The following is a 23,846-nucleotide window of genomic DNA, read 5'->3' as shown; positions in this document are numbered from 1 at the left end:
ATTTTCGACACAACCAGATCAACTACTGCCAGTTGCCGGGACGGGCTGCCCGTACGGAGTCCATTGGTCCGGCAAAGGGCATTCATCGATCCGTTTATCCAGGAGGAAGGCATGAAGTTCCAACCGCTCCACGATCGCATTCTTATCCGCCGCGTCACGTCCGAAGAGAAAACCAAAGCCGGCATCATCATCCCGGATACGGCCAAGGAAAAACCGCAGGAAGGCGAAGTGATCGCCGTCGGTCCGGGCGCTCGCAACGAGCAGGGTCAACTCGTGGTGCTCGACGTCAAGGTAGGAGATCGCGTGCTCTTCGGAAAATGGTCAGGCACGGAGATCAAGGTCGATGGCGAGGACCTGCTCATCCTGAAGGAAGCCGACGTGCTCGGGGTCATCGAAGATTTGGGCGCCGACAAGAAAGTCGCTTGAGAGCGTGCGACCGACCAAAGTTCAGCGAAGGAGTGAACCATGCCTGTCAAAGAAGTAAAATTCCATTCCGATGCCCGTGAACGCATGCTGCGCGGTGTCGACACCCTTGCCAACGCCGTCAAGGTGACACTTGGCCCTAAGGGCCGCAATGTTGTCATTGACAAGTCCTTCGGCGCGCCACGCATCACCAAGGACGGCGTTACCGTGGCGAAGGAGATCGAGCTCGAAGACAAGTTCGAGAACATGGGCGCGCAGATGCTGCGCGAAGTTGCGTCGAAAACGAGCGACATTGCGGGCGACGGCACCACCACCGCGACGGTGCTCGCCCAGGCGATCGTCAGGGAAGGCGCCAAGGCCGTTGCCTCCGGGATGAACCCGATGGATTTGAAACGAGGCATCGACCTCGCCGTCGACACTCTCGTCGCCGAGCTGAAAGCCAACGCGCGCGACGTTTCCAAGAATGAGGAAATTGCCCAGGTCGGCACCATCTCGGCCAATGGTGACGCGGAGATCGGCCGTTACCTCGCCGAGGCGATGGAGAAGGTCGGCAATGACGGCGTGATCACGGTCGAGGAAGCCAAGACCGCGGAGACGGAACTCGAGGTGGTCGAGGGAATGCAGTTCGACCGGGGTTACATCTCGCCTTACTTCATAACGAACCAGGACAAGATGCGGGCGGAGTTCGAGGATCCCTACATCTTGATCCATGAAAAGAAGCTCTCCAACCTGCAGGCCATGCTGCCCCTCCTCGAAGCCGTCGTACAATCGGGTAAGCCGCTTATCATCATCGCCGAGGACGTCGAAGGCGAAGCGCTGGCCGCACTCGTCGTCAACAAGCTGCGCGGCGGACTGAAGGTCGCTGCCGTCAAGGCCCCTGGGTTCGGCGACCGGCGTAAGGCCATGCTCGAGGATGTAGCAATCCTGACGGCAGGGACCGTGATCTCCGAAGACCTCGGCATCAAGCTGGAAAACGTCACGCTCGAGATGCTCGGCCGTGCAAAGAAGGTCTCGATCGAGAAGGAGAACACCACGATCATCGACGGCGCCGGCGCGAAAGCCGACATTGATGGGCGCATCGCGCAGATCAAGGCGCAGATCGAAGAGACGACATCCGACTATGATCGCGAGAAGCTGCAGGAGCGGCTTGCCAAGCTCGCCGGCGGCGTCGCAGTCATCCGCGTCGGCGGCTCGACGGAAGTCGAAGTGAAGGAACGGAAGGACCGCGTCGACGATGCGCTTCACGCAACGCGTGCTGCAGTCGAGGAAGGCATCGTGCCGGGCGGCGGCGTGGCACTGCTGCGTGCAGTCAAGGCCTTGGATAGCGTGCAGACCGCCAACGACGATCAGCGGGTCGGTATCGACATCGTCCGCCGCGCCATTGAGGCTCCGGTACGGCAGATCGCCGAGAACGCCGGTGCGGAAGGCTCGATCATCGTGGGCAAGCTGCGCGAGAAGCCGGAACTCTCCTATGGCTGGAACGCCCAGACCGGCGAATTCGGCGACCTCTTCTCGATGGGGGTAATCGACCCGGCCAAGGTCGTCCGTACCGCGCTTCAGGATGCGGCCTCGATTGCCGGCCTGCTGGTTACCACCGAAGCGATGATCGCCGAGAAGCCCAGGAAGGACGCACCGCCGGCAATGCCTCCGGGCGGTGGGATGGACTTCTAGGAAAGCCTGAAGCGGCATTCCGCCTCGGCTAGCCGGGAGCTTTCAATAAGATACACGTTCGGTCCTGTCGGGGAATGCTGAGGTCGTCGGCGCTTCAGCGATTCTGGGGGGGACCGACGAGCCTCACCCGTTTGCACGATAAGTGATGGCGAAGCTGCCAGACCTGCTGATTTCGGGTTACTATGCGAAGCGCCGCCGACGCGCGCGCAGCCCGGAATGCCGGGCAGTGGCGTTGATCGGCCCGAACCCGAGGGGAGGGTGCTGAGCAGTCCGGCCAGCTGAGTCGCGTTGGCGCCTCGAACTTCCATCGGATGCACCCGCTGATTTCGTTGGTCGGCGCGGCGCTGGGCCTGGCTGATGAAAAGATCGACGCCATGTGGAGCGCCGCGACAAACCTGTGAGCTCTCTGTGCCGCTTGTGACCTAGCCAAGCCATGGTGGTTTGCCGTCGATCCAGAGCCGGCGAGTCTTCGCGTCCGCCTCGCGCATGAGCTCTTTGAGGTTTTCCTTGTTCAATGCTCGCGTCGATCCGCATGCGTCGCATTTGAAAGTCTCGGCGTACTGAAAAATGCTGCGTTTAGTCCTGAGCCCGCATTTCGAGCACGCGATTTCAAAGTCAGCGTCTGCGTCTTCCAAGAATTTCCCCCGTTGTGGGACCGCCAGTTCGCATTCATCTGTCTGTGACAGAAGCAAAGATGCGTGAGAGGGTCGAGACCCGTTGGCGTGACATGCCTAATCCGGCGCGGCGGCGAACGAAACCCCGCGTTCAAGTGGCCGCCAACGATTTCTAGAGCCAAACGGCCCCTAAGGCGGCAATTACGGCCATGGTCATCAGGATCAATCCAACGATCCTCAGCATTCTTGTTCGGCGTGTTCGCACGCCAGTCCAATCGTAGCTCATCATGCGCTCCGAAGTTTCTTAGTCCGGGGCGCCGACCATGAGCAATTTTGGTTAACAAATGGGAACCAGGCCTGTGCCTCCCGGCAACGGCGGTCCCGCTGGCAATCTGTCGTAGGCCTTCAGACTGGCTCGCAACATCGAGTGAAAAGAGAAAACCCGGAGTTTCGCCGCGGGGCTTTTGAAATGGTCGATACCTTCAGCAGCCGCTACGCCGCTGCTGGAAAATCAAAGTCGGCCTTGACGTCGAGCGGCACATCGAGGGCTTTATAAGCAGCTTCGATCTGATCCATCTGAGATTTGTGATCAAGGCGGAAAAGGCGATCCACCTGTTCACGATGCCAACCGAGACGACGCGCCAATTCGGCGCGCGAAACGTCCTTGGCTTTGCAGATCACGTAAAGCCCGCACTTAAGAAATGTGAGGACAGGTACTTCCACATATCGGCCGACGCCCTTGGTTTCCGACAAGGGCAGGGGGATTTCTTCTCCGTCCGCCATGCGCGCGGCGATAGCCTCGTCGATCGCTTTGAGTCCCTCCAGGTAAGCGTTCGGTTGTGTATCGCCAAAAGTGATGACTTCAGGAAACGCCGGAGCGGTTACCATCCACGAGATGGTGCCGTCCTCAGCCTCGTCCATTGAGAGTGTGAGTTCGTAAGAACGGGACATGTTACTTAATTCCCAGGTCTTTCAGAATCTTCGCCACGAGACCTTTCCCAGTTCCTTGGCACTCCCATGAACGGGAAATCTGTTTTACGGTTTCCGCGACGAACAGTCTGATGGCGACCCGCCTTCAGGGCCAGTTAGCCGGAGCGGAGAATGTAGCGCCGATTGCTTGGAACTGTTGTCCGCGCATTTGCCGAGTAAAGCGCGGTGAACTTCTTTATGTCCGCCGCATCGACCTCAACTGGATCCATCGCGATCATCCAATCGACAATCTCACTGCACGGCGGCGTCGTCAGGGACCCTTCGTAGGACCAGTATTCGAGCGAAGGGGGCAGCAAGCCGGATGGATTGACACCGTCAACCCGGTTTTCTTGTCCCACTTGCCTGGGGAATGCCGCAGCCAACGCGGTGAACGCCGGATTAGCGGCGCCAGAGACAAGGAACACGCCCAGCACACCGAGCGCATCCGATTCGGCATGCCGGTGTACAAAGTGCACTTCCATGGCGAAATTTCTGCCATTGACCAAGTGTTCGCTCGGCGCGTGGAAATGATACTGCAGCAATTCGTAGGCCCTGTCGCCACGGCGCAGTAGACCGCCAGGCGAGGCGTTGACCTGGATCGTGTGGCCGTTGTTGACGATCGAACCACCCGTCTTCCAGTCGATTGCCAGATCGGGAAGTTCGGCCTCGATGCTGCCTGTGATGTCGAGCGGCGATTGCTGCGAACCCATCGCGCAGGCGCTGTTCTCCTTGCTCAAGGAACCCCAGCGAGCGGGCCCCGCGTCGCCTTCATAGCCCCAGTGGGCGCCCTCGGCGGCAAAGGCCGGCTTCACGCAGAGCGGGCATGCTGCAAGCAGCGCCATGCCCTTGAGAAAATTACGTCTTTCCATTGTCATCCTGTCTCATTCTGACGGCAGTCGATTGAAGATGGAGCGTCGTCAAAGCGGTGACGGACTGGGAGAAGAGTAACCCCGATTACCCCGTGCGTAGCTACTATCATGGTACCGAGAGGTTGCAAAGTCATGCACGGCAGATTGGAGGCATCTTCCGCCGCTTGCGGGGATTGGGAAGCTTTTCTTATGTTCTCGGCGGGCTAGAGGCCCGCGAAAGCAGCCTCCATGCCCAGGCGACCCAGCGTTCACCCACTCGTCTCGCAAGGCCCGCTGGACGCCGGCCAACTTTGTCTCCGCCGTCGCAATTTTTCCTACACCCAATTCGATCGGCGGTCGGCCCTTCGTGAGGGAAGCACACACCGATGATCTCCATCGGGCTGATCTGCATCGCCTGACAGATCCGGACCGGGATTGCCGCGGAGACACGGTTTTTGCCATTCTCGTATTCCTGGATCTGCTGGAACGTGACGCCCACGTGCCTTGCCAGCAACTGCTGAGTGATGCCTAGCACCTCGCGTGCTGCACGTATTCGCGCGCCGACTTCCTGAATCTATGGTCTCGTCGTCTATAAGGGTTTCGTCGACGGGCAACACTTTTCAGTCAGCAAGAGGACCCGCGATTTGCGCGCTGAGCTCGCGCCTGACAAGGCAACTGGAACTTGCCGCGCCAGATGCCGCCGCCTCGTGACCGAGCGACCTCTTGAGCGCGGGTGTACGCGCCTCTGCTGTATCTCTCCCAATCCACAGCATTGCCGCTCTCGACAAGCCAGCGATTGACCTCGCGACCGTCATTGCGAAAGCACACACCCACGAACCGCTGATATCGATCACGCTCGACCAACTCGCAGCCGGTAGGGCGGGATTCGGCGAGAAACCGGTCGAGCGCAAAGGCCGCCTCTTTGCCGCAGCGGTAGGTGCTACCATCGCCGTCTTCGCATTTCTGCCAGCTCTCCGGAGCGTCGACGCCATGCAGGCGAACGCGCTCACCTCTGATTTCGATCGTATCTCCATCAATGGCAGTGGCGCGGCCCGTGATCGGACCGGCAGAACGGGCGGGCAGGGCGGCGCCCAGCGCGACCGCGACGAGTAACAAATGCGAAAGCTTCATTGGGCGGGTTCTGTGGGATCGAGGATATCTGCAGTGTCGTTCCTCGGAGAGCCGACCTTCCTGTCGATCGGCCACATGGTCATCTGTTCGGCCGGAAATGGCTTCATCAGGTCGTAAGGGTCCGGCTCCGGTGACAGCCAACGCTCATAGTCATCCGTGTGCAGAATTACCGGCATGCGGTCGTGGATTGCCGCCATCATGTCGTTCGGTGGGCAGGTGATAACACAGAAGGTGCGGAGGTCCTCGTCGGTCTCAGGATTCCGCCAGGTCTCCCAGATGCCGGCGAGCCCGAATGGCTCGCCTGACTTCATGGCGATTGCGTAGGGTTGCTTGTTCTTACCCATGCCGTAGATGTCCTTCCATTCGAAGAAGCCGTCGATCGGCACCAAGCAACGCCGGCTGGCGTAGGCCTTCTTGAACATGCCATTGTTCGCAATGCCCTCGCACCGCGCGTTTACGGGCGGCGGACGGCCGGGCTTCTGCTCCTTGATCCAATTCGGAATCAATCCCCATCGCGCGCTGACGAAGGTGGGGCCGAAAACGTCTGGCTCTCGGACCATGTCGCGGATTATGATCGGGTAATAGAGTGACGGAGCGCCGTTGTAACGCGGGAACTGGTTTGCGAGCCCTTCAACGCGCTCGGTTGCGGCGAAAGAGAAATTGCGCGGCAGGTCTCCAAGCGTGCTCTTGATGTAGATGCGTCCACACATAAGCTTTCCTCTATCGCGGCAAAGGTATCGGGGCCGCTGCCAGCGTCAACATCCTTTCCGCTCTGGCCGATGCTCAAAGCAGAACCATCGCGGCTCGTCCTTGCCGGCAGCGAATCCGAAGCCGCCCCATTTCGCGCAGCCGGGATACTCGCAATAATGAACGTAGAGCGCCGTATCCTGGCGTGGCTTGGTCGCAGCGCTTGCCTCATCGCTCATGTTTCTTGCTCCCTGGCTGAAAAGCCGGCTTCAATCTTCAGCCGCCTTCCGGCCGCTACCGAACTGCTCTTCGAAGGCTCCGTCCCAATCGGTGCTCGACGGCGCCACGCCGCATTTCAGTTGTTCGAAGCGATACCGCTGCAACAATGCAGACGAGATCATCTGTGCCATGCTGACGCGCGCCCGATCTGCCTTCACCCGGTCCCGGTCGCATGCCTCCCGTCGTAGCTCGATCGGGATCGCATACAGCGTCTGTGTGATGAAGGGGGCAATCGCAGGGTAGCGCAGCACCTGGTCACCATCGAAAACGGCAAAGGAGCGGAAAGATTCAGCGATTTTGGCGGCAACGTCCTGCACGCCGTGGATCTCGACGGTGCGGCGATATTGGTCGAGGCCCGCGATGGCACGTCTTCGATCGGGTGGCAGGACGGTCAGGTCGACCGCAATCATGTTTCGGACTTCATCTTCGAACGTTCGCATGGCGCACCTTCTCTGCCCGCAGGCAGCGGTTGTTGGTCCCCTTCAGGTTTCGGATTGGCGCGCCGCAGCGCCGATGAATGTTCCTATTATGTTCTCATTCCGAGGGGAGTCAATGGCGCATGGCTGCCGCAGGACCACATTGGCGGCGACTAACCCATTTGTGCAGCTTTTGCTAATTTGTGCCCTGAATTACCATCTTCGCGCGAAGTTGCCGGAGTAGGGGGCATGAGTTATCGCCAACGAGGTCGGAAGCCACAGCAGCCCTCGGTGTTCCGAACGGCGCCCGGGCTAGTAATCGCGGCCGTCGCGGTAGGTGCGGCCGGCGGCATGACCGCACCGGACTTCATTGCCAAATGGGACAGTCTGGGCAGCCTTGGAACCTCCTGCGACATCAAAGGCAATATCAGCATCGATTCAGGCGAGCGTATTTTTCATGTGCCTGGACAGAAGTACTACTCCGAGACCCGAATAAGACCGGAATACGGGGAGCGCTGGTTCTGTTCTGAGGAAGAGGCGTGGGCCGCAGGGTGGCGAAAGGCATACAGATGACTGTCCCTGGCGATTTTCTCAATCAGGAAATGGGTTTCGCCCTGTTGGTTGGAAGTCTTGTCGGACTGCTGGCTTACTTTGCGCTGTCGAGGCTCATTGGCCGCGGTCGGCTGTCGAAGAAAAAATCAGCAGCCGAGCGGCAATTCAGGAACGTTTACTCCATCATGGATGAAGCGCGGCGACAGTCCATGATCCGCTACTACATGGAGAAGTACGAATGTGGCCGCGAGGACGCAATGCGCCGGGCGGTCGAGGAGCGTCAGCGCGACGCTAGCAGGTGGTAGCGGCCTCTGCCAGTTTCTCGGCAATGATCTCCCGATTGTCACCCGCCCAGCCGCGCTCATAGATTTCCTTCAGGATCTCAATCCAGTAGGGCGGCATGGAGTCGTCCAGCATCTCGTCCGTCACGCAATGGGCTACTGCCAACATGCAGGTCGCCCGGAACTCCTCGTCCGTCATTCCCTTGATCTCTGCGATATAGTCCATACCAGATCTCCCTTCCACGGCGAGGGTAGGCAGGGAGAAAAAGTATGGCTACTCGCAAAAGTGCGAGTATCGGCCGCCGGGCGATCATCGCAATAACCGATGCGACGGTTCTCTCGATCCGTGCGTTAATGGCCGCATGAAGCGAAACCTGAGTTCCGCGACAATCAAGACGCCTCTGCTGGAGATCGACGGCGAGCTGCGGGGCATGCTGCTGTCAGATCGTGCGCGCGCCACGGCTGCGGTGGCCATTCACCTGTGCCTGCGCATCGGACACGATTACGTTTTCTGGCGAGGTTCGGACAAGGCGACCTTGGACGCGGTGACCCGCGAGATCGCTGACGCCATCTGGCGCGTCCCGTTGAGCACAATCACCCAATTCGTCAAGGCCGAAGATAAGGCGGGGGCAACGGACGCCATCGCGCAGGGAGTTCTGGCGGGGCTGACGGCAGCATTCGAGGTCCAGTACGTCCGTGAGCCTTACGGAGGCTAGTACGGCAGTGGGCGCTGGCAGGCGTTCTCTCGCTCTGGTCTCTCGTTCACGCTGCTTTCAAACGGTCGCTCAGCTCCGCTGCGTCCCTCACGCCCCCTTGGTAGAGCGTGAAGAGCCTCTTTGCGAGCGCTTCGGCTTCCGGACTGTTGCACTTGATCTCGTTCGCTTCCAACGCGGCATTGAAAATGCACTGAAGCAATTCGATTTCCCTGGGCCGGAAAAAATCGGAGTGAAATTCGCGGGAAGGATACATTGCGCGACCTCCTTGGTTGGGGCGAAAGCGCGAGTATCTCTCAGCCGGCGGCGCCCTTGTCATTTGCACCATGCTGCGCCCCGATGAGACGCTTGGCTATTAAAAAAGCAAATTTGGTCGACCTTTCGCGCTGGTGGTATGGCATGCATTTATTTCGCGGAATTGTGCGTGAATGGCCGTATCGCCGCGCCTGTGAACTCTTGCCGCTCCACGTCTTCCTCTCGAGACTCTTCTTCAGGGCCGAAATCAGGTCGATCACGTTGGTAGTGTAGGAAGGCTCTTCATCCTTGCGTTTCGGTAGGTCGCTCGCGCCCGCCGATGACAAGCCTTGAGATGCCGACGCAGTGATTGAAAGTCCCGCCCAAAACGCCGGCAGTCGCTACGGGACGATCGAGCGGGACGCGGCGCTGTCGGGTTTGTCCAGTTCGCGACACGGTGGCGTTCGGCCAGCGTGCTAATGCACCAAGACCTTGCAACAAAACTCGAAAAAGAGGCTCTGCGCAGTTGGCACGACTGATGATTCCTGTCTTCGGCGAGAAAACGTCGATGCTTTCAACGTGGTGCGGAGGCTGAAACTGCAAATCGCCTGTCAGGGGAGCCGATATCATGTTTCTCGACAACTGGAGGTCTCGCGCGAGCGGAGTACGAGTAGCCGGCAACGCAATAGACATAGTCGCCAACGTGGCGTCATTGACCGTGGCGGCGATGGTTCGAACACCAGGATATTACAGGGCGTTCCTGAAGTGCTCGATCCATCCTGCGTCAAACCAAAGGAGCGTGTGATTCCGACGATTGTTATTCGTAACGCTGCCATCGTGGATGGCACCGCGGACCGTCCCGCGGATCCGGTAGATGTTCTGCTAGCGGATGGATTCGTTGCCGAAGTCGGAGAGCGGGTGAAGGCACCGGCGGGCGCCCATATTTTCGACGCGAAGAGGCGCATCGTCTTGCCAGGGCTGATCGATTGCCATGTGCATGTCGTCGCCGCGAAAGGAAACCTCGCTGCCAACGCCGAACTGCCCAACACGCTCGCCGCGCTCTATGCTGCGAATACCATGCGCGGGATGCTGAGCCGTGGCTTTACGACTGTCCGCGACCTGGGCGGCGCTGATCAAGCGCTGGTGGACGCTGTCGAACGCGGGCTTATCGAGGGTCCGCGCCTCGTCATTTGCGGAAAGGCGCTGTCTCCGACGGGCGGCCACACTGATTATCGGGACCGGCATGATCGGCGCCCTGTAGATTACTATCCTGACCAGCTGGGAGCGCTTGGTCGCATTTGCGACGGCGAAGCGGACGTGCGACGGGCGGCCAGAGAGGAGCTGAAGGCCGGCGCGCGCTTCATCAAGGTCATGGCCAGCGGCGGTGTGTCCTCGCCCACCGACCCTATAGATGCGCTCGCCTTCAGCCTTCCCGAATTGCAGGCGGCGGTGCAGGAAGCGGCGCACCAGCACACTTATGTGGCCGCTCATCTCTATACCGACGAAGCGATTTCCCGGGCGCTAGAAGCCGGGGTGGGGTCGATCGAGCACGGCAACCTGATTACCCCGGCGACCGCCAAGCGGGTACGCAAGGCGGGCGCAGTTGTGGTTCCTACTAACATCACGTACGCGGTGCTGGCGCGCGAGGGCGCCGAGCATGGGATACCGGCGGCTTCGCTCGAAAAGATCGGTTTCGTCCTGTCTGCGGGCCTCACTGCATTGGAGACCTTGCGGGAGGCTGGAGTAACAATGGGATACGGCTCGGACCTGCTCGGCGGGATGCACGAGCACCAGGCGCAAGAATTTGAGCTGCGCGGCCGGGTTCTGCCGGCACACGAAGTGATCCGCGCCGCCACCCTGGATGCCGCCCGGGTCCTTCAAATGGAGGGCAGGGTGGGCATCATCGCACCAGGCGCTTTCGCGGACGTGGTCGTGGTCGACGGCGATCCACTGAAGGACCTGTCGATCTTCTCTGACATCACGCGCATCCGCACAATCATCAAAGGGGGCCGTGTTGTGAAAGACAGCTAGCCGCCGCCACGCTGCCCCGAAGAACCAAAGTCGCTGCTGTGAGAGCTCGCTCGGGGTTAGGGATGGTATTGGGGAACTGTCAGGCACCACGGTGCAACAATTGCGTCTGTCGTGCGCGGGATGAATATCCAGAGCAAGCAACTCGGCAGGCAGGGGTAGGTGCGTCGTGCCATCCGTTTCGGCACTGGCTACAAAAGCAATGCAGACTGCAACCCTCGAATGACAGTCCGGTTTGCGGGGTACGTGACACGCCGATGTTCGCCCAGCGTCCAGCTATCAAGCGCTGACTAAGTGCAGAACAATAATCTCTAACCACTTTCCTGCTTGGCACAAATTTTGAACGTCACGCATCAGCGGCGGCAGAAGCTGCCGTCCTGCATCGTGGTGAAAACGCGATCGGAGAACGAAGGCGAAAGCAACATGTCAGGTCTGCGTCAGATCGCATTCTATTGGAAGAGAGGCATCCGAACATTCACCGCCTCGGTAAAGACGCCCTATACTCTTGCCGATCTCGGTCAGAAGATTATGATCGCGGGCTGCGACCTAAAGGCCCACACGCCCCGGCTTAGGTCGCTTATCCTGATCGGTGTGGCGATCGCATTCGCAGTCTCCGCGCACGCTTTTCCGACCGTGTCTGATCCGCTGCCCGCTGATCTGATCTATCTAACCTTTCCGAACCGTCCCTTTTCCGAAGTGAAGGAATTCGACGAACGTGCGAAGCCGCGCGTCATGGAGCGTCAGAGGCGCCTGCTTGAGGGGCGATATGACCTTTCTGACCGCCCCATGCAAGGTTTGATGATGTCCGGTCGTCGGAAGGCGGTTCAAGCCGGCGTTCGCGTCAAACTTCCGAAGGGCGTGACCTGGGGCGCTTTGGCCGAGAAGAGCCCTGACGAGATCAGAGAGCAGGGACTACTGCCGGCAGGCTTTATGCCGCTGCCGCATGTAAAGCACGCAACTGGCGGTCAGGTCTTTCCGGAGGTGCAGATTAATGAAATAGGCCGCCAGGAAGGCAGGGGTCTTAGGCGTTTCGATGTCGACTTCGACCTCCCCGATCACCTGACGCCGGAGTTTCCGCCGCCAATCTTTCTAACCTCGCATCCGGAACTCGGTGACGTTTCGCGCGGCGAGCTTCTGACGATCCGGAACTTCAATGAGATTATGAGCGGCATCATCACGCCGGTGCAGATGGAAGGGCTTCGACTTCTGCTAACCCCGTTTCCGCAAGAAGAGTTCAACGAAACCGAGGACCGCAAAGCTGCCGAGGCGAGCCTGGGCGTCGCCTGCCTGGACTGCCATTCGAACTTCCATACCAATGCGGCCTTCCACCTGACGCCCGACGTCCGGCCACAGACGCAGCGGTTTCGTCTCGACACGACCAGCCTGCGCGGGCTGTTCAACCAGCAGATTCATGGTTCGAAACGGTCGCTGCGGTCGATCGAAGACTTTACTGAGTTCGAGCAGCGCACCGCCTACTTCAACGGCGACCATGTGAGCGCCGCTAGAAAAGGCGTGAACCTACTCGATCGTGCGAGCCAGGTCTCAATGATGGCCCAGATGCAGAACATGATCGACTTTCCGCCCGCGCCCAAGCTCGACGCGTTCGGACGCCTCGATCCAAGCGGGGCGAGCGAGCAGGAACTGGAGGGCGAACAGGTGTTCATGGGCAAGGGTGGCTGCGCCATTTGCCACGCCCCGCAGACTGCTTTCATGGACAACAACATGCACGACCTCAAGCTCGAGCGCTTCTATAAAACCGGCCAGAGCGCCAACGATCTCGTGATGTTACCGGATGGTCCGATCAAGACCTTCACACTGCGCGGTATCAAGGACTCGCCGCCCTATTTGCACGATGGGCGGCTGATGACACTCGCCGACACGGTCGAGTTCTTCAACCTGGTTCTGGGAACAAACCTTACGCAGAGAGAAAAGGATGCGCTGGTTGCCTATCTGCTTGCCCTGTGACGCGGACATAAACCTGTTTGCTGCGGAGAAAACCAGCGCGTTCTCATAGTGGCCGTTTTATGATCGTTGCCTCGCCTAAGCATCCCGGCGTAACGAGGAAAGTTGGCTCGGACACCATGGGACCCTTCAGCCCACGCTTGCAAACCGCCATGAACGCTCATTCCGATTCTCGATGCACCGTGGACGTTGCCAGCGGCTCGCGAAGAGTTTCGGCCGCCTTCTTATTCATAGGATCAATGGGTTCGATGCAAAATATGGATTTTTGGATAGGGCCTTGCGATGCTAGAGGGCTTTGGGGGGGTACATTAAGAGGAGACTCTCGATGAGCGATTCAACGTACCTCGGACCCGATGGCAAGGAAGCGATGCCGCCTATGGATGTTGAACAGGTCCTAGAGTGGGACGGCCCCTACTACATCGATGGCAGCAATCATACTGTCGGTGAGACCGGTGGTGCAGACACCTTCGTTTACAAGTCGGACAGCGGCGTCGATACGACGGCAGACTTCGGCTGAGGGACTGAGATGTCCGAACAATCTTCCCTGCGCGCCTTCGACGTAAAGGAGGCCACCGGCGATATCGCCAACCATTACGTCGATGCCGAGGGGCTGAAACGCGCTTTGCGCGCCCTTGGCGGCGGAGTGAGCATCATAACGGCAGGGGAGGGCGAGACTCGGAATGGAGCGACGGTCACGTCGGCGACCGCCCTTTCGATCGATCCGCCGCGCATGATCGTCACCCTTAACCGTTCAGCCTCAACTTTGCCTGTCGTCGAGCGATACGGCCATTTCTGCGTCAACGTGGCGGGACCCGACCACGAAACACTTGCCAACCAGTTCGCCGGCCGCGGCGGGCTGAAGGGGGCGGAACGGTATCTCGGCGCAGATTGGACCCGCCTCGTGAGCGGAGCGCCGGTCCTCGAGGATGCGGCGGCGGCCATCGACTGCGAAGTCGAGGAGGTCATCGAAAGGCACAGCCACGCGATCGTTCTGGGCCGCGTCGTCGGTATTCGCTTCGGCAATCGTGGTTCATTAGTCTACCGCGACGGGCAGTACTATGCCCTTGGCGGGTAGCTACGAAAAATCAGAACGGGGCGATGCCGTTCGCCGCCCTAAACGGAGGAATGAACCAAATGCCGGGCGGTATGGTGAACTTTTCTTTTGATCGCTTCGCCCCCTGGTGCGAGTGAACTCCACGCCGCGAACCTGCCTGCGAAAACGCAGGATCACGACGAACGCGGTCAGTTGTTCGGACTGAACAACAATGGGAACGGGAACACGGGAGATTCTGGAGCTTCTTCCGATTTTTTGGGCGGGAGCAGGTACAGCGTGAACTGCCAGTCTGCCTCCTTGCACGGAAATCCGGAACTCAGATGGGACTGATCTTGGACGTCAGCGTTGCGCCCAGAGTGTGTGGAGAAAACCCTATCTTCGGCTAATATAGATTTGGCGAATTAACGTGTCGATGAATTGGCCCGATATTATCACGCGAGGAGGGATGATTCTTGATGTACAGGCGGACCCATTCATCTTCGCTTGATGACTTGCTGCAAGCTCCCTTGTGTGCCGCCGCTCAACTTCGGCAGAGTATTTTGCGACGCGTTTGATGTCACAACGACAATTCAGGTCAGCCCACGCCAGTTTCGATCTCGAAGCTCGTAGATCTTGGTGTGGGACGCCGCCAAGCTACCGTCTTCCGACAAGCTCTATGCGGCGGTCTCACCATTGCGCTGACAGCTCTGTCGGCTTTGTCGAAACCGCGACACAGGCTTGTTGCGCGGAACCGTTCATTGTGTCCTAGCCTAAATAGCTGAAAAACAAGCAAAAGACCTTTCCTAGAGCTCGGTCAACAAACTTGGCACGAGTTTTGAAACCTTCATTGCGAGGCGGCGCGAGCTGCCGACCGCCATTGCGATGGATGGAACGAAGGAAGGAAGGCAACATGTCAGATTTGCGTCAAATCGCATTCTACGGCAAGGGGGGCATCGGCAAGTCCACGACCTCCCAAAATACGCTCGCGGCCCTCGTCGATCTCGGGCAGAAGATCCTCATCGTGGGCTGCGACCCCAAAGCCGACTCCACGCGCCTGATCCTGAACTCGAAGGCGCAAGACACGGTTCTGCATCTCGCGGCCGAGGAGGGTTCGGTGGAAGACCTCGAACTCGAGGACGTGCTCAAGGTTGGCTACAGAGGCATCAAGTGCGTGGAGTCCGGCGGCCCGGAGCCGGGCGTCGGCTGTGCCGGCCGCGGCGTCATCACCTCTATCAACTTTCTTGAGGAGAACGGCGCCTATGACGATGTCGACTACGTCTCCTACGACGTGCTCGGCGACGTGGTCTGCGGCGGCTTTGCGATGCCGATTCGCGAGAACAAGGCCCAGGAAATCTACATCGTCATGTCCGGCGAGATGATGGCGCTCTATGCCGCCAACAACATCGCCAAGGGCATCCTCAAATATGCCCATTCCGGCGGCGTGCGCCTCGGCGGGCTTATTTGCAACGAGCGCCAGACCGACCGCGAGCTCGATCTCTCCGAGGCGCTGGCTGCCAAGCTCAATTCCAAGCTCATTCACTTCGTGCCGCGCGACAACATCGTCCAGCACGCCGAACTCAGAAAGATGACAGTGATCCAGTATGCGCCGGACTCCAAGCAGGCCGGGGAATATCGCGCACTGGCCGAGAAGATCCATGCCAATTCGGGCCAGGGCACCGTCCCGACCCCAATCACCATGGAGGAGTTGGAAGACATGCTGCTCGACTTCGGCATCATGAAGACCGATGAGCAGATGCTTGCCGAACTCCAGGCCAAGGAAGGCAAGCTGGCGGTTGCCCACTAGGCGCCCTCCCCCGCCGCCAGCAGGGGGCGCGCCGGCCTTGAGTTGGCGCGCCCTTTCCAAGAACACGCCTCGTCCGCGAGGCGTCTCCGAACCTTGAAAGGGAACAGGCCCCATGAGCCTCGACTACGAGAATGACGGCGCTCTCCATGAGGAGCTTATCAAGCAAGTGCTGTCGCAGTATCCGGACAAGGCGGCGAAGCGCCGCAAAAAACACCTCAGCGTCGCGACGAACGGGGAGGAGGCCAACGAGGAGAGCGAGGTCCTCTCCGAATGCAGCGTCAAGTCGAACATCAAGTCCATTCCGGGCGTGATGACGATCCGCGGCTGCGCCTATGCCGGCTCCAAAGGTGTGGTGTGGGGTCCGGTCAAGGATATGGTCCACATCTCACATGGGCCAGTCGGTTGCGGTCAATATTCCTGGTCGCAGCGCCGGAATTATTACGTCGGTACGACGGGCATCGACAGCTTTGTGACCCTGCAGTTCACTTCTGATTTTCAGGAGAAGGACATCGTTTTCGGCGGCGACAAGAAGCTGGAAAAGATCATCGACGAGATCGAGGAGCTTTTTCCCCTGAACAATGGCATCAGCGTCCAATCGGAATGCCCGATCGGCCTCATCGGTGACGACATTGAGGCTGTGTCGCGCAAGAAGGCCAAGGAGCACGAAAAGACGATCGTGCCGGTGCGCTGCGAAGGCTTCCGCGGCGTCTCGCAATCGCTTGGTCACCACATTGCCAACGACTCGATCCGCGACTGGGTCTTCGACAAGAGGGAAGTCGAGTTCGAGGCGGACCGTTACGACGTTAACGTCATTGGCGACTACAATATCGGCGGCGATGCGTGGGCTACGCGCATCCTGTTGGAGGAGGTGGGCTTGCGCGTGGTCGGCAACTGGTCGGGGGACGCGACGCTTGCTGAGGTAGAGCGCGCGCCGAAGGCCAAGCTCAACCTCATCCACTGCTACCGGTCAATGAACTACATCTGCCGGCACATGGAGGAGAAGTACGGCATCCCCTGGATGGAATACAATTTCTTTGGTCCCTCCCAGATTGAAGCCTCTCTGCGCAAGATAGCCAAGCATTTCGGGCCGACAATCGAGGACAAGACCGAGGCGGTCATCGCCAAGTATCGCCCCTTGGTCGATGAGGTCGTGGACAAGTATTGGCCACGCCTCGAAGGCAAGACGGTGATGCTCTATGTCGGCGGCCTACGCCCTCGGCACGTCATCACGGCCTACGAGGACCTCGGCATGGTGATAGTTGGCACCGGATACGAGTTCGCTCACAACGACGACTATCAGCGCACCGGCCATTACGTGAAGAACGGCACGCTGATCTATGACGACGTGACCGGTTACGAGCTGGAAAAGTTCATCGAGGGGATCCGACCTGACCTCGTGGGCTCCGGCATCAAGGAGAAGTACCCGGTGCAGAAGATGGGCATTCCGTTCCGTCAGATGCACTCCTGGGATTATTCCGGCCCGTATCACGGCTATGACGGCTTCGCCATCTTCGCCCGCGACATGGATCTGGCCATCAACAACCCGGTCTGGGACCTCTACGACGCCCCCTGGAAGAAAAAGGCCCTGCCGCCGATAGCGGTCGCGGCCGAATAAAAAATGGCCTCCCAGGAGCAGGGGGGCCGATGAAGGCCCGTGACCCTTGATCCGCGGGAAACCTGAAACGTCTCGATGTCGTGGCCGCCGTCTGGCGCGCCAGATGAAAAGAGGTGACCACCCATGCCGCAGTCGGCCGAAAAAGTCCTCGACCATGCTCCCCTGTTCCGCGAGCCGGAATACAGGAAGATGCTCGCCGAGAAGAAGTTGAATTTCGAATGTCCGCATCCGGATCAGATTGTTACCGATCAACGCGAATACACCAAGACCTGGGAGTATCGCGAAAAGAACCTCGCCCGCGAGGCGCTTGTCGTTAACCCGGCCAAAGCCTGCCAGCCGCTAGGCGCCGTCTTCGCGGCCGCGGGCTTCGAGCGGACCATGTCCTTCGTCCATGGCAGCCAGGGCTGCGTTGCCTATTACCGTTCGCATCTGTCGCGACACTTCAAGGAGCCCTCATCAGCGGTTTCGTCCTCGATGACCGAGGACGCGGCGGTGTTCGGCGGTCTGAAGAACATGGTCGACGGACTCGCCAACACCTATAGCCTCTACGACCCGAAGATGATTGCCGTCTCGACCACCTGTATGGCAGAGGTGATTGGCGACGACCTGCACGGCTTCATCGAGAACGCCAAGAACGAAGGTTCAGTCCCGGCCGACTTCGATGTTCCTTTCGCTCACACGCCAGCGTTCGTCGGCAGCCATGTCGATGGCTATGACGCCATGGTCAAGGGCGTCCTGGAGCACTTCTGGAAGGGCCAGGAGCGTAAGGAATCTGCTGGAACGATAAACATCATTCCGGGATTCGACGGCTTCTGCGTCGGCAACAACCGCGAATTGAAGCGCCTGCTCGACCTGATGGGCGTGTCCTACACCTTCATTCAGGATGCTTCCGACCAGTTCGACACGCCTTCGGACGGGATCTATCGCATGTATGACGGCGGCACGATGATCGATGACGTGAGGGCGGCACTCAATGCCGAAGCGACGCTGTCGCTGCAGCACTACAACACCCGCAAAACGCTGGAATATTGCAACGAGGTCGGGCAGGCGACGGCCTCATTCCATTATCCTCTTGGTGTCTACGCGACTGACGAATTCCTGATGAAGGTCTCGGAGATTTCCGGCAAGGATATCCCAACGGCAATCGGTAAGGAGCGCGGCCGACTTGTCGACGCTATGGCGGATAGCCAGGCTTGGCTGCACGGCAAGAAATACGCGATCTACGGCGATCCCGACTTCGTCTACGCCGTCGCACGATTCGTGATGGAGACCGGCGGCGAGCCGATCCACTGCCTCGCCACCAACGGCACACCAGCCTGGGAAGCCGAGATGAAGGAACTGCTTGCATCCTCGCCCTTCGGTAAGGATGGCCAGGTTTGGGCGGGCAAGGATCTGTGGGCGATGCGCTCGCTGCTCTTCACCGAGCCGGTGGACCTGCTGATCGGCAATTCCTATGGCAAGTATCTGGAGCGCGATACCGATACGCCGCTGATCCGGCTGATGTTTCCGATCTTTGACCGCCACCATCATCATCGATTCCCTCTCATGGGCTACCAAGGGGGCTTGCGCGTCTTAACGACGATCCTCGACAAGATCTTCGACAAGCTCGATCGCGAAACGATCAAGGTAGGTGTGACGGACTATTCGTATGACCTCACCCGCTAAGAACGACGGTTGGCCTTCGCCAAAGGCCAGCCATCTTCAGATGGACTTGGAGTCCGGCGCGATGCTCCCGCTCACTGCCAAAATCCAGGATGTCTTCAATGAGCCCGCCTGCGAGAAGAATCTAGGTAAGGATGCCAAGGCGCGCCAGAAGGGATGTTCGAAGCCGCTGACCCCCGGGGCGGCCGCCGGCGGCTGCGCTTTCGACGGGGCCAAGATCGTGCTGCAGCCGATCACCGATGTTGCGCATCTGATCCATGCACCGATCGCCTGCGAGGGCAATTCCTGGGACAACCGCGGCGCAGCTTCGTCGGGGCCAACGCTATGGCGCACAAGCTTCTCGACCGACCTGACCGAACTCGACGTGGTGATGGGGCAGGGCGAGCGGAAGCTTTTCAAAGCGATCCGCGAGATTAAGGAAACCTATGCCCCGCCAGCGATCTTCGTCTATTCGACCTGCGTGACGGCATTGATCGGCGACGACATCGAGGCGGTCTGCAAGCGCGCTGCGGAAAAGTGCGGCTTACCGGTGGTGCCGGTCAATACACCGGGCTTCGTCGGCTCCAAAAACCTCGGCAACAAACTCGCCGGCGAGGCGTTGCTCGATCATGTCATCGGCACGGTTGAGCCCGACGATATCGGCCCTTACGACATCAACATCCTTGGCGAATTCAACCTTTCCGGCGAGTTCTGGCTGGTGAAGCCGCTCCTTGACCGGCTCGGCATCCGGGTGCGCGCCTGCATTCCGGGCGACGCGCGCTACCTCGACGTTGCCTCGGCGCACCGCGCCCAGGCGGCCATGATGGTGTGCTCGACCGCGCTCATAAATCTCGCGCGCAAGATGGAGGAGCGCTGGGACATCCCGTTTTTTGAGGGCTCGTTCTACGGCATCAGCGACACGTCGGATGCACTCAGACAGATCGCCAAGCTGCTCGTGAAGAAGGGCACCGATCCGCAGATCCTTGAGCGCACGGAGACCCTGATCGCGGAGGAGGAGGCGATTGCGTGGAAGAGGCTTGAAGCATACCGGCCGAGGCTTAAAGGCAAGCGCGTGCTGCTTAACACCGGCGGGGTGAAATCCTGGTCGGTCGTCCATGCGCTGATGGAGATCGGCATCGAGATCGTCGGCACCTCCGTCAAGAAATCGACGGCCGAAGACAAGGAACGCATCAAGCAGATCCTCAAGGACGAGAACCATATGTTTGAATCGATGGCGCCCCGCGATCTTTACGCCATGCTCTCGGAAGACAAGGCCGACATCATGCTGTCTGGCGGGCGCACGCAATTCATCGCGCTGAAGGCCAAGACACCTTGGCTGGACATCAACCAGGAGCGTTGCCACCCCTATGCCGGCTATGACGGCATGGTGGAACTCGTGCGCCAGATCGACCTTGCCATTCACAACCCGATCTGGCGCCAGGTGCGGGAGCCGGCACCGTGGGAATACCAACCTGCTGTAGAGCACGAGCTGCCAAGCACACCTGAGATCGAGACCGTCCATGCCTTCAAAAAAGTATCCGCGCAACAGCCGACGGCTTCGGCGAACGTTGAGGAAAGGCGATGACCCGCATTCTTCCCCAAACCAAATCGGCGGCGGTCAATCCGCTAAAGTCGTCTCAGCCACTGGGTGCCGCGCTCGCGTTTCTCGGGATCGACGGTGCGGTACCGCTCTTCCACGGCAGCCAGGGCTGCACCAGCTTTGCGCTGGTACTTCTCGTGCGGCACTTTAAGGAAGCCGTTCCCTTGCAGACCACGGCGATGGACGAGATGGCGACGATCCTCGGTGGCATGGACCATCTGGAGGAAGCGATCCTCAATCTAAAGACCCGTACGAATCCGAAACTGATCGGCGTCTGTACCACCGCGCTGATTGAAACCCGTGGCGAGGATTTCGCAAGGGATCTCGCGAACATCAAGATGATGCACGCTAAAGAACTCGCAGGCACGGAGATCGTTCTGGCCAACACGCCGGATTTCCATGGTGCGATTGAGGAGGGTTGGGCCCAAGCGGTCACCGCGATGATCCAAAGGATTACGCTGCGCGGTGAGCGGGTTCGGCAGTCGAAGAAGGTTGCGATCTTGCCAGGCTGGAACCTCACGGTCGCTGACATCGAGCTTTTGCGCGAAACGATGGAAAGCTTCGGCTTCAAGCCAGTGATTTTGCCCGACCTCTCTGGCTCGCTCGACGGGACGGTGCCAGACGACCGCTGGGTACCGACCACCTATGGCGGCACCACGGTTAAGGACATTGAAGAGCTTGGCACGGCGGTGCAATGCATCGCAATCGGCGAGCATATGCGCCGCCCCGCGGAGGTGCTGCAAAGACTGACCGGCGTGCCTTATGCCTTGTTTCATTCCCTTACCGGATTGAAGGACACAGACCGTTTCGTCTCGCTGCTTTCTTCAATCTCCCGTGCGCCAGCGCCAGCGATAATCCGCCGTCGCCGCGCACAGCTTCAGGACGCCTTGCTCGACGGACACTTTCATTTTGGCGGCAAAAAGATTGCCATCGCCGCCGAGCCGGACCAGCTTTACCAGCTCGCGACTTTCTTCACCGGCATGGGCGCCGAGATCGCGGCGGCCGTCACCACGACCGGCACCTCGAAAATTCTCAAGAAAGTGCCGGCCGGACAGGTCCAGGTCGGCGATCTTGGCGATCTCGAAGGTCTTGCCCCGGGCGCTGACCTTCTCGTCACCCATTCGCACGGACGCCAGGCGGCCGAGCGCCTTGGTATTCCGCTCATGCGCATCGGTTTCCCGATCTTCGACCGACTCGGCAGCCAGCATAAGCTCACGATCCTCTATCAGGGGACGCGCGACCTGATCTTCGATGTTGCAAACATCTTCCAGGCCAACCAGCACGCGCCGACGCCCGAGTCACTCCGCAAATGAGAAACGCCAGATGACTTCCGTTCGTCGCCTTTCGCTCGCCGCTGACCGGGTTCACCCACTGATGCCGCAACGGCAAGCTGGTGCCTTGCGCGTCGCGATCGCCACGCAAGATATGAAGAGCCTCAACGCCCATTTCGGATCGGCCAAGCGCTTCGCTGTCTATGACGTGACCTCCGATGACTGGAATTTCGTGGAAGCCGTCGCCTTTGAAGATGTTTCCGATGAAAGCGGGAAGCACCGGATTGACGGCGATGACCGAATTACTCCGAAAGTGGAGGCATTGAAGGGCTGTCACCTGCTATTTTGTCTGGCGATCGGCGGTCCTTCGGCAGCCAAGGTGATTTCGGCGAAAATCCATCCAATCAAAGTGCCGCAGCCTCAATCCATTGAAGATGTGCTGTCGCGAATCCGGACAATGCTCCGGACGGCTCCTCCGCCTTGGCTGCGCAAGGTGCTGACGGAAGCAGGTGCCGCCGAAAAGAAACCCTTCGAGGATGAGGACTGAACGATGAGAACACCGAAAGCCACTGCGGATGGTCCTGCTGTCGACGCGGACGAGACGGCCCTTGCCACACCTTTCCTCAAATGCCTCATGCGACTGATCCGTGCACAGGATTCCTACGGATCGTGGGAAGGCAAGGCGGATGCTAAGCTGCTGGCCGACTTCATCGTCACCAAGGAGCAGCGCCGTGAGATCCCGATCATCGGCGATCCCGACCCGGACGTGCTGTGGAGGCTCCAGATCTTCTATACCTGCGTGGGGCTTGTGATCGAGCAGCGCTCCGGCCTGGTGGTATCGTCGACCATGATGATGAACCATGAGGGCTTTGGCCGCATACTTCTCACGACAGGGCGGTTGGTCGTTCTGTCGAAGACCCTTCGCGACGTCCATCGGTTCGGCTTCGACACGCTTCGCAAATTCGCTGAGGCAGGTGCGGAACTGGTCGATAATGCGGTCGCGGCCATCGAAACCTATCCAGACGTGGCGCGGGCGTGACGGGACCGATTTTCGAACAAGGGGATCATGTCGGGCCTTGAGGACATGCGATGCCCAGCCCACTCAACCGAGTCGGTCTCGGGGTAGCGCTGATGAAGCCACTGGTCCTGATCTGTTCGCAAGATGCAGAGTTGTATCTGTTCCTCAGCCACATTCTGGGGGTGGACGGCTTCACGAGTGAGCCGGCAGGCAGTGCGGAGGAAGCACTTGCATTGGCCGAGGAAAGGGAGCTTCAGGCGGTAGTGCTGGACTGCGGGCCTGCAAGCGCGACAGGCTCCACAATCTGCGCCCGGCTCAAGGGGGACCCCCGGGCCGGCGGCCTGCCCGTTATTGCCCTGATCGCGCCCGGCGCGGAGAACCAACACCTCGATCTCTTGAAGGCAGGCATTGACGAGAGTTTTGTGCGGCCAATCGCGCCGGCCAAGCTGCTTGACTGTCTGCGGACGAAGCTGGCGCTGCCAAAGCGGGGTGAAAACGGTATCGGCAGTTGGCTCTGCTGCGGCAGCCTTGAGATGAAGCTCGATGCCCACAGAGTTCGCGGTAATGGCCACGAAATCCATCTCGGACCGATCGAGTTCAACCTGCTGCGGCATTTGCTTGAAGCTCCTGGCAAGGTCTTCAGCCGAGACGAGCTCATTGACGCGGCCTGGCCGGACAATATTCATATCGGTGCACGCACCGTCGACGTCCATATCAGCCGGATCAGAAAGGCGCTGAAGACAGCCTCGCCCGGCAGCGTCATTCGTACCATCAGGTCCGCCGGCTACTCGCTCGAGGTACCCGACGGCTAAATAGCGAACGGGTGAAGCGCATGCGTGTCCAAAACCTGACAGCGGCAGAAACATGTCGGGTTCAGTACAACCGGCCATCGTGGCACATGGAGTCTTTTTTAAGGCGTAAACATGCACTTACTGCGCGCCGAGCCTGTGGCACGGCCCTTGCTATTTGAGATGCGGCCACACTCAGTGAAGGCTGGCTGCACGCGGACGTCGTGAACCCGTGCGCCCCCTCTCTAAGAGGGAAACAAGCTCGCAT

General features: G+C 59.5%; 26 protein-coding genes. 17 read left to right on the top strand and 9 right to left on the bottom strand.

The genetic code is table 11. From position 1 onward, the window contains the following. Nucleotides 1-111 precede the first annotated feature (111 nt). On the top strand, nt 112-426 hold the full coding sequence (gene groES / locus RB548_RS24225) for a co-chaperone GroES (protein ID WP_180942009.1): 315 nt from the start codon (nt 112-114) through the stop codon (nt 424-426). Nucleotides 427-465: 39 nt separating this feature from the next. Then, nucleotides 466-2,094: a chaperonin GroEL gene (gene groL / locus RB548_RS24220; protein ID WP_331375512.1), complete on the top strand. Its 1,629-nt coding sequence runs from the start codon at nt 466-468 to the stop codon at nt 2,092-2,094. Between the two features lie 1,106 nt (nt 2,095-3,200). Here the strand turns inward: groL and RB548_RS24215 are convergent. The 7 genes from RB548_RS24215 to RB548_RS24190 all read right to left on the bottom strand — a co-directional run bounded on the left by RB548_RS24215 (nt 3,201) and on the right by RB548_RS24190 (nt 7,062). After that, on the bottom strand, nt 3,201-3,659 hold the full coding sequence (locus RB548_RS24215) for a type II toxin-antitoxin system HicB family antitoxin (protein WP_331375511.1): 459 nt from the start codon (nt 3,657-3,659) through the stop codon (nt 3,201-3,203). A 134-nt stretch (nt 3,660-3,793) separates the two neighbouring features. Then, nucleotides 3,794-4,546 (bottom strand): carbonic anhydrase, encoded by a 753-nt coding sequence (locus RB548_RS24210; protein WP_331375510.1) that lies wholly within the window; start codon nt 4,544-4,546, stop codon nt 3,794-3,796. Between the two features lie 187 nt (nt 4,547-4,733). Next, the gene (locus tag RB548_RS32285) at nt 4,734-5,060 is read right to left on the bottom strand and encodes a helix-turn-helix domain-containing protein (protein WP_408642447.1); all 327 of its coding nucleotides are present in this window, start codon (nt 5,058-5,060) and stop codon (nt 4,734-4,736) included. An 89-nt stretch (nt 5,061-5,149) separates the two neighbouring features. Beyond that, on the bottom strand, nt 5,150-5,656 hold the full coding sequence (locus RB548_RS24205) for a thermonuclease family protein (RefSeq protein ID WP_331375509.1): 507 nt from the start codon (nt 5,654-5,656) through the stop codon (nt 5,150-5,152). Next, nucleotides 5,653-6,366, bottom strand: a complete 714-nt coding sequence (locus RB548_RS24200; protein ID WP_331375508.1) for an SOS response-associated peptidase — start codon at nt 6,364-6,366, stop codon at nt 5,653-5,655. The genes RB548_RS24205 and RB548_RS24200 overlap by 4 nt, the downstream gene beginning before the upstream one ends. A gap of 45 nt (nt 6,367-6,411) precedes the next feature. Continuing rightward, a complete protein-coding gene (locus tag RB548_RS24195) occupies nt 6,412-6,582 on the bottom strand; it encodes a hypothetical protein (RefSeq protein WP_331375507.1) in 171 nt (56 codons plus the stop codon). Between the two features lie 30 nt (nt 6,583-6,612). After that, on the bottom strand, nt 6,613-7,062 hold the full coding sequence (locus RB548_RS24190; protein WP_331375506.1) for a hypothetical protein: 450 nt from the start codon (nt 7,060-7,062) through the stop codon (nt 6,613-6,615). Nucleotides 7,063-7,287: 225 nt separating this feature from the next. Between RB548_RS24190 and RB548_RS24185 the strand changes: the two genes are divergently transcribed. Both RB548_RS24185 and RB548_RS24180 read left to right on the top strand, forming a co-directional pair. Further along, the gene (locus tag RB548_RS24185; RefSeq protein WP_331375505.1) at nt 7,288-7,611 is read left to right on the top strand and encodes a sunset domain-containing protein; all 324 of its coding nucleotides are present in this window, start codon (nt 7,288-7,290) and stop codon (nt 7,609-7,611) included. Then, nucleotides 7,578-7,895 (top strand): hypothetical protein, encoded by a 318-nt coding sequence (locus tag RB548_RS24180; RefSeq protein ID WP_331375504.1) that lies wholly within the window; start codon nt 7,578-7,580, stop codon nt 7,893-7,895. The genes RB548_RS24185 and RB548_RS24180 overlap by 34 nt, the downstream gene beginning before the upstream one ends. On the opposite strand, the gene RB548_RS24175 is transcribed toward RB548_RS24180, so the two are convergent. After that, nucleotides 7,882-8,097 (bottom strand): hypothetical protein, encoded by a 216-nt coding sequence (locus RB548_RS24175; RefSeq protein WP_331375503.1) that lies wholly within the window; start codon nt 8,095-8,097, stop codon nt 7,882-7,884. The genes RB548_RS24180 and RB548_RS24175 overlap by 14 nt on opposite strands. Before the next feature lie 136 nt (nt 8,098-8,233). Here RB548_RS24175 and RB548_RS24170 point away from each other — a divergent pair, with 136 nt between their 5' ends. Beyond that, nucleotides 8,234-8,587: a hypothetical protein gene (locus RB548_RS24170; protein ID WP_331375502.1), complete on the top strand. Its 354-nt coding sequence runs from the start codon at nt 8,234-8,236 to the stop codon at nt 8,585-8,587. A gap of 46 nt (nt 8,588-8,633) precedes the next feature. Here the strand turns inward: RB548_RS24170 and RB548_RS24165 are convergent, their stop codons facing one another. Continuing rightward, nucleotides 8,634-8,840: a hypothetical protein gene (locus RB548_RS24165; RefSeq protein WP_180941998.1), complete on the bottom strand. Its 207-nt coding sequence runs from the start codon at nt 8,838-8,840 to the stop codon at nt 8,634-8,636. Between the two features lie 782 nt (nt 8,841-9,622). Here RB548_RS24165 and RB548_RS24160 point away from each other — a divergent pair. From RB548_RS24160 to RB548_RS24105, 12 genes are all read left to right on the top strand, one after another. Next, nucleotides 9,623-10,849 (top strand): metal-dependent hydrolase family protein, encoded by a 1,227-nt coding sequence (locus RB548_RS24160; RefSeq protein WP_331375762.1) that lies wholly within the window; start codon nt 9,623-9,625, stop codon nt 10,847-10,849. A 525-nt stretch (nt 10,850-11,374) separates the two neighbouring features. Continuing rightward, nucleotides 11,375-12,811: a cytochrome B6 gene (locus RB548_RS24155; protein WP_408642459.1), complete on the top strand. Its 1,437-nt coding sequence runs from the start codon at nt 11,375-11,377 to the stop codon at nt 12,809-12,811. 322 nt (nt 12,812-13,133) lie between these two features. Next, entirely contained in the window at nt 13,134-13,325 is a 192-nt protein-coding gene (locus RB548_RS24150) for a hypothetical protein (protein ID WP_331375500.1), read from the top strand. 9 nt (nt 13,326-13,334) lie between these two features. Continuing rightward, nucleotides 13,335-13,883 (top strand): flavin reductase family protein, encoded by a 549-nt coding sequence (locus tag RB548_RS24145; protein ID WP_331375499.1) that lies wholly within the window; start codon nt 13,335-13,337, stop codon nt 13,881-13,883. Between the two features lie 868 nt (nt 13,884-14,751). Next, nucleotides 14,752-15,645 carry a nitrogenase iron protein gene (gene nifH, locus RB548_RS24140; protein WP_180941993.1) on the top strand — a complete coding sequence of 298 codons (894 nt, stop codon included), beginning with the start codon at nt 14,752-14,754 and terminating at the stop codon, nt 15,643-15,645. A 112-nt stretch (nt 15,646-15,757) separates the two neighbouring features. Next, on the top strand, nt 15,758-17,260 hold the full coding sequence (nifD, locus tag RB548_RS24135; protein ID WP_331375498.1) for a nitrogenase molybdenum-iron protein alpha chain: 1,503 nt from the start codon (nt 15,758-15,760) through the stop codon (nt 17,258-17,260). Between the two features lie 123 nt (nt 17,261-17,383). Then, nucleotides 17,384-18,925: a nitrogenase molybdenum-iron protein subunit beta gene (gene nifK / locus RB548_RS24130; RefSeq protein WP_331375497.1), complete on the top strand. Its 1,542-nt coding sequence runs from the start codon at nt 17,384-17,386 to the stop codon at nt 18,923-18,925. Nucleotides 18,926-18,986: 61 nt separating this feature from the next. Beyond that, a complete protein-coding gene (nifE, locus tag RB548_RS24125) occupies nt 18,987-20,486 on the top strand; it encodes a nitrogenase iron-molybdenum cofactor biosynthesis protein NifE (RefSeq protein WP_331375496.1) in 1,500 nt (499 codons plus the stop codon). Then, entirely contained in the window at nt 20,483-21,814 is a 1,332-nt protein-coding gene (gene nifN / locus RB548_RS24120) for a nitrogenase iron-molybdenum cofactor biosynthesis protein NifN (protein ID WP_331375495.1), read from the top strand. Before nifE ends, nifN begins: the two co-directional genes overlap by 4 nt. Nucleotides 21,815-21,824: 10 nt before the next feature. Then, nucleotides 21,825-22,319, top strand: coding sequence for a nitrogen fixation protein NifX (nifX, locus tag RB548_RS24115; RefSeq protein WP_331375761.1), 495 nt, complete (start codon nt 21,825-21,827; stop codon nt 22,317-22,319). 3 nt (nt 22,320-22,322) lie between these two features. Next, entirely contained in the window at nt 22,323-22,811 is a 489-nt protein-coding gene (locus tag RB548_RS24110; RefSeq protein WP_331375494.1) for a NifX-associated nitrogen fixation protein, read from the top strand. 92 nt (nt 22,812-22,903) lie between these two features. Further along, complete coding sequence (locus RB548_RS24105) at nt 22,904-23,602, top strand: winged helix-turn-helix transcriptional regulator (RefSeq protein ID WP_331375493.1); 699 nt, start codon at nt 22,904-22,906, stop codon at nt 23,600-23,602. The last annotated feature ends 244 nt before the right edge of the window (nt 23,603-23,846 follow it).

Origin of the sequence: Sinorhizobium chiapasense, from assembly GCF_036488675.1 — a bacterium.
GTDB classification, from domain to species: Bacteria; Pseudomonadota; Alphaproteobacteria; order Rhizobiales; family Rhizobiaceae; genus Sinorhizobium; species Sinorhizobium chiapasense.
This window is presented reverse-complemented; position numbering and strand designations above follow the sequence as displayed.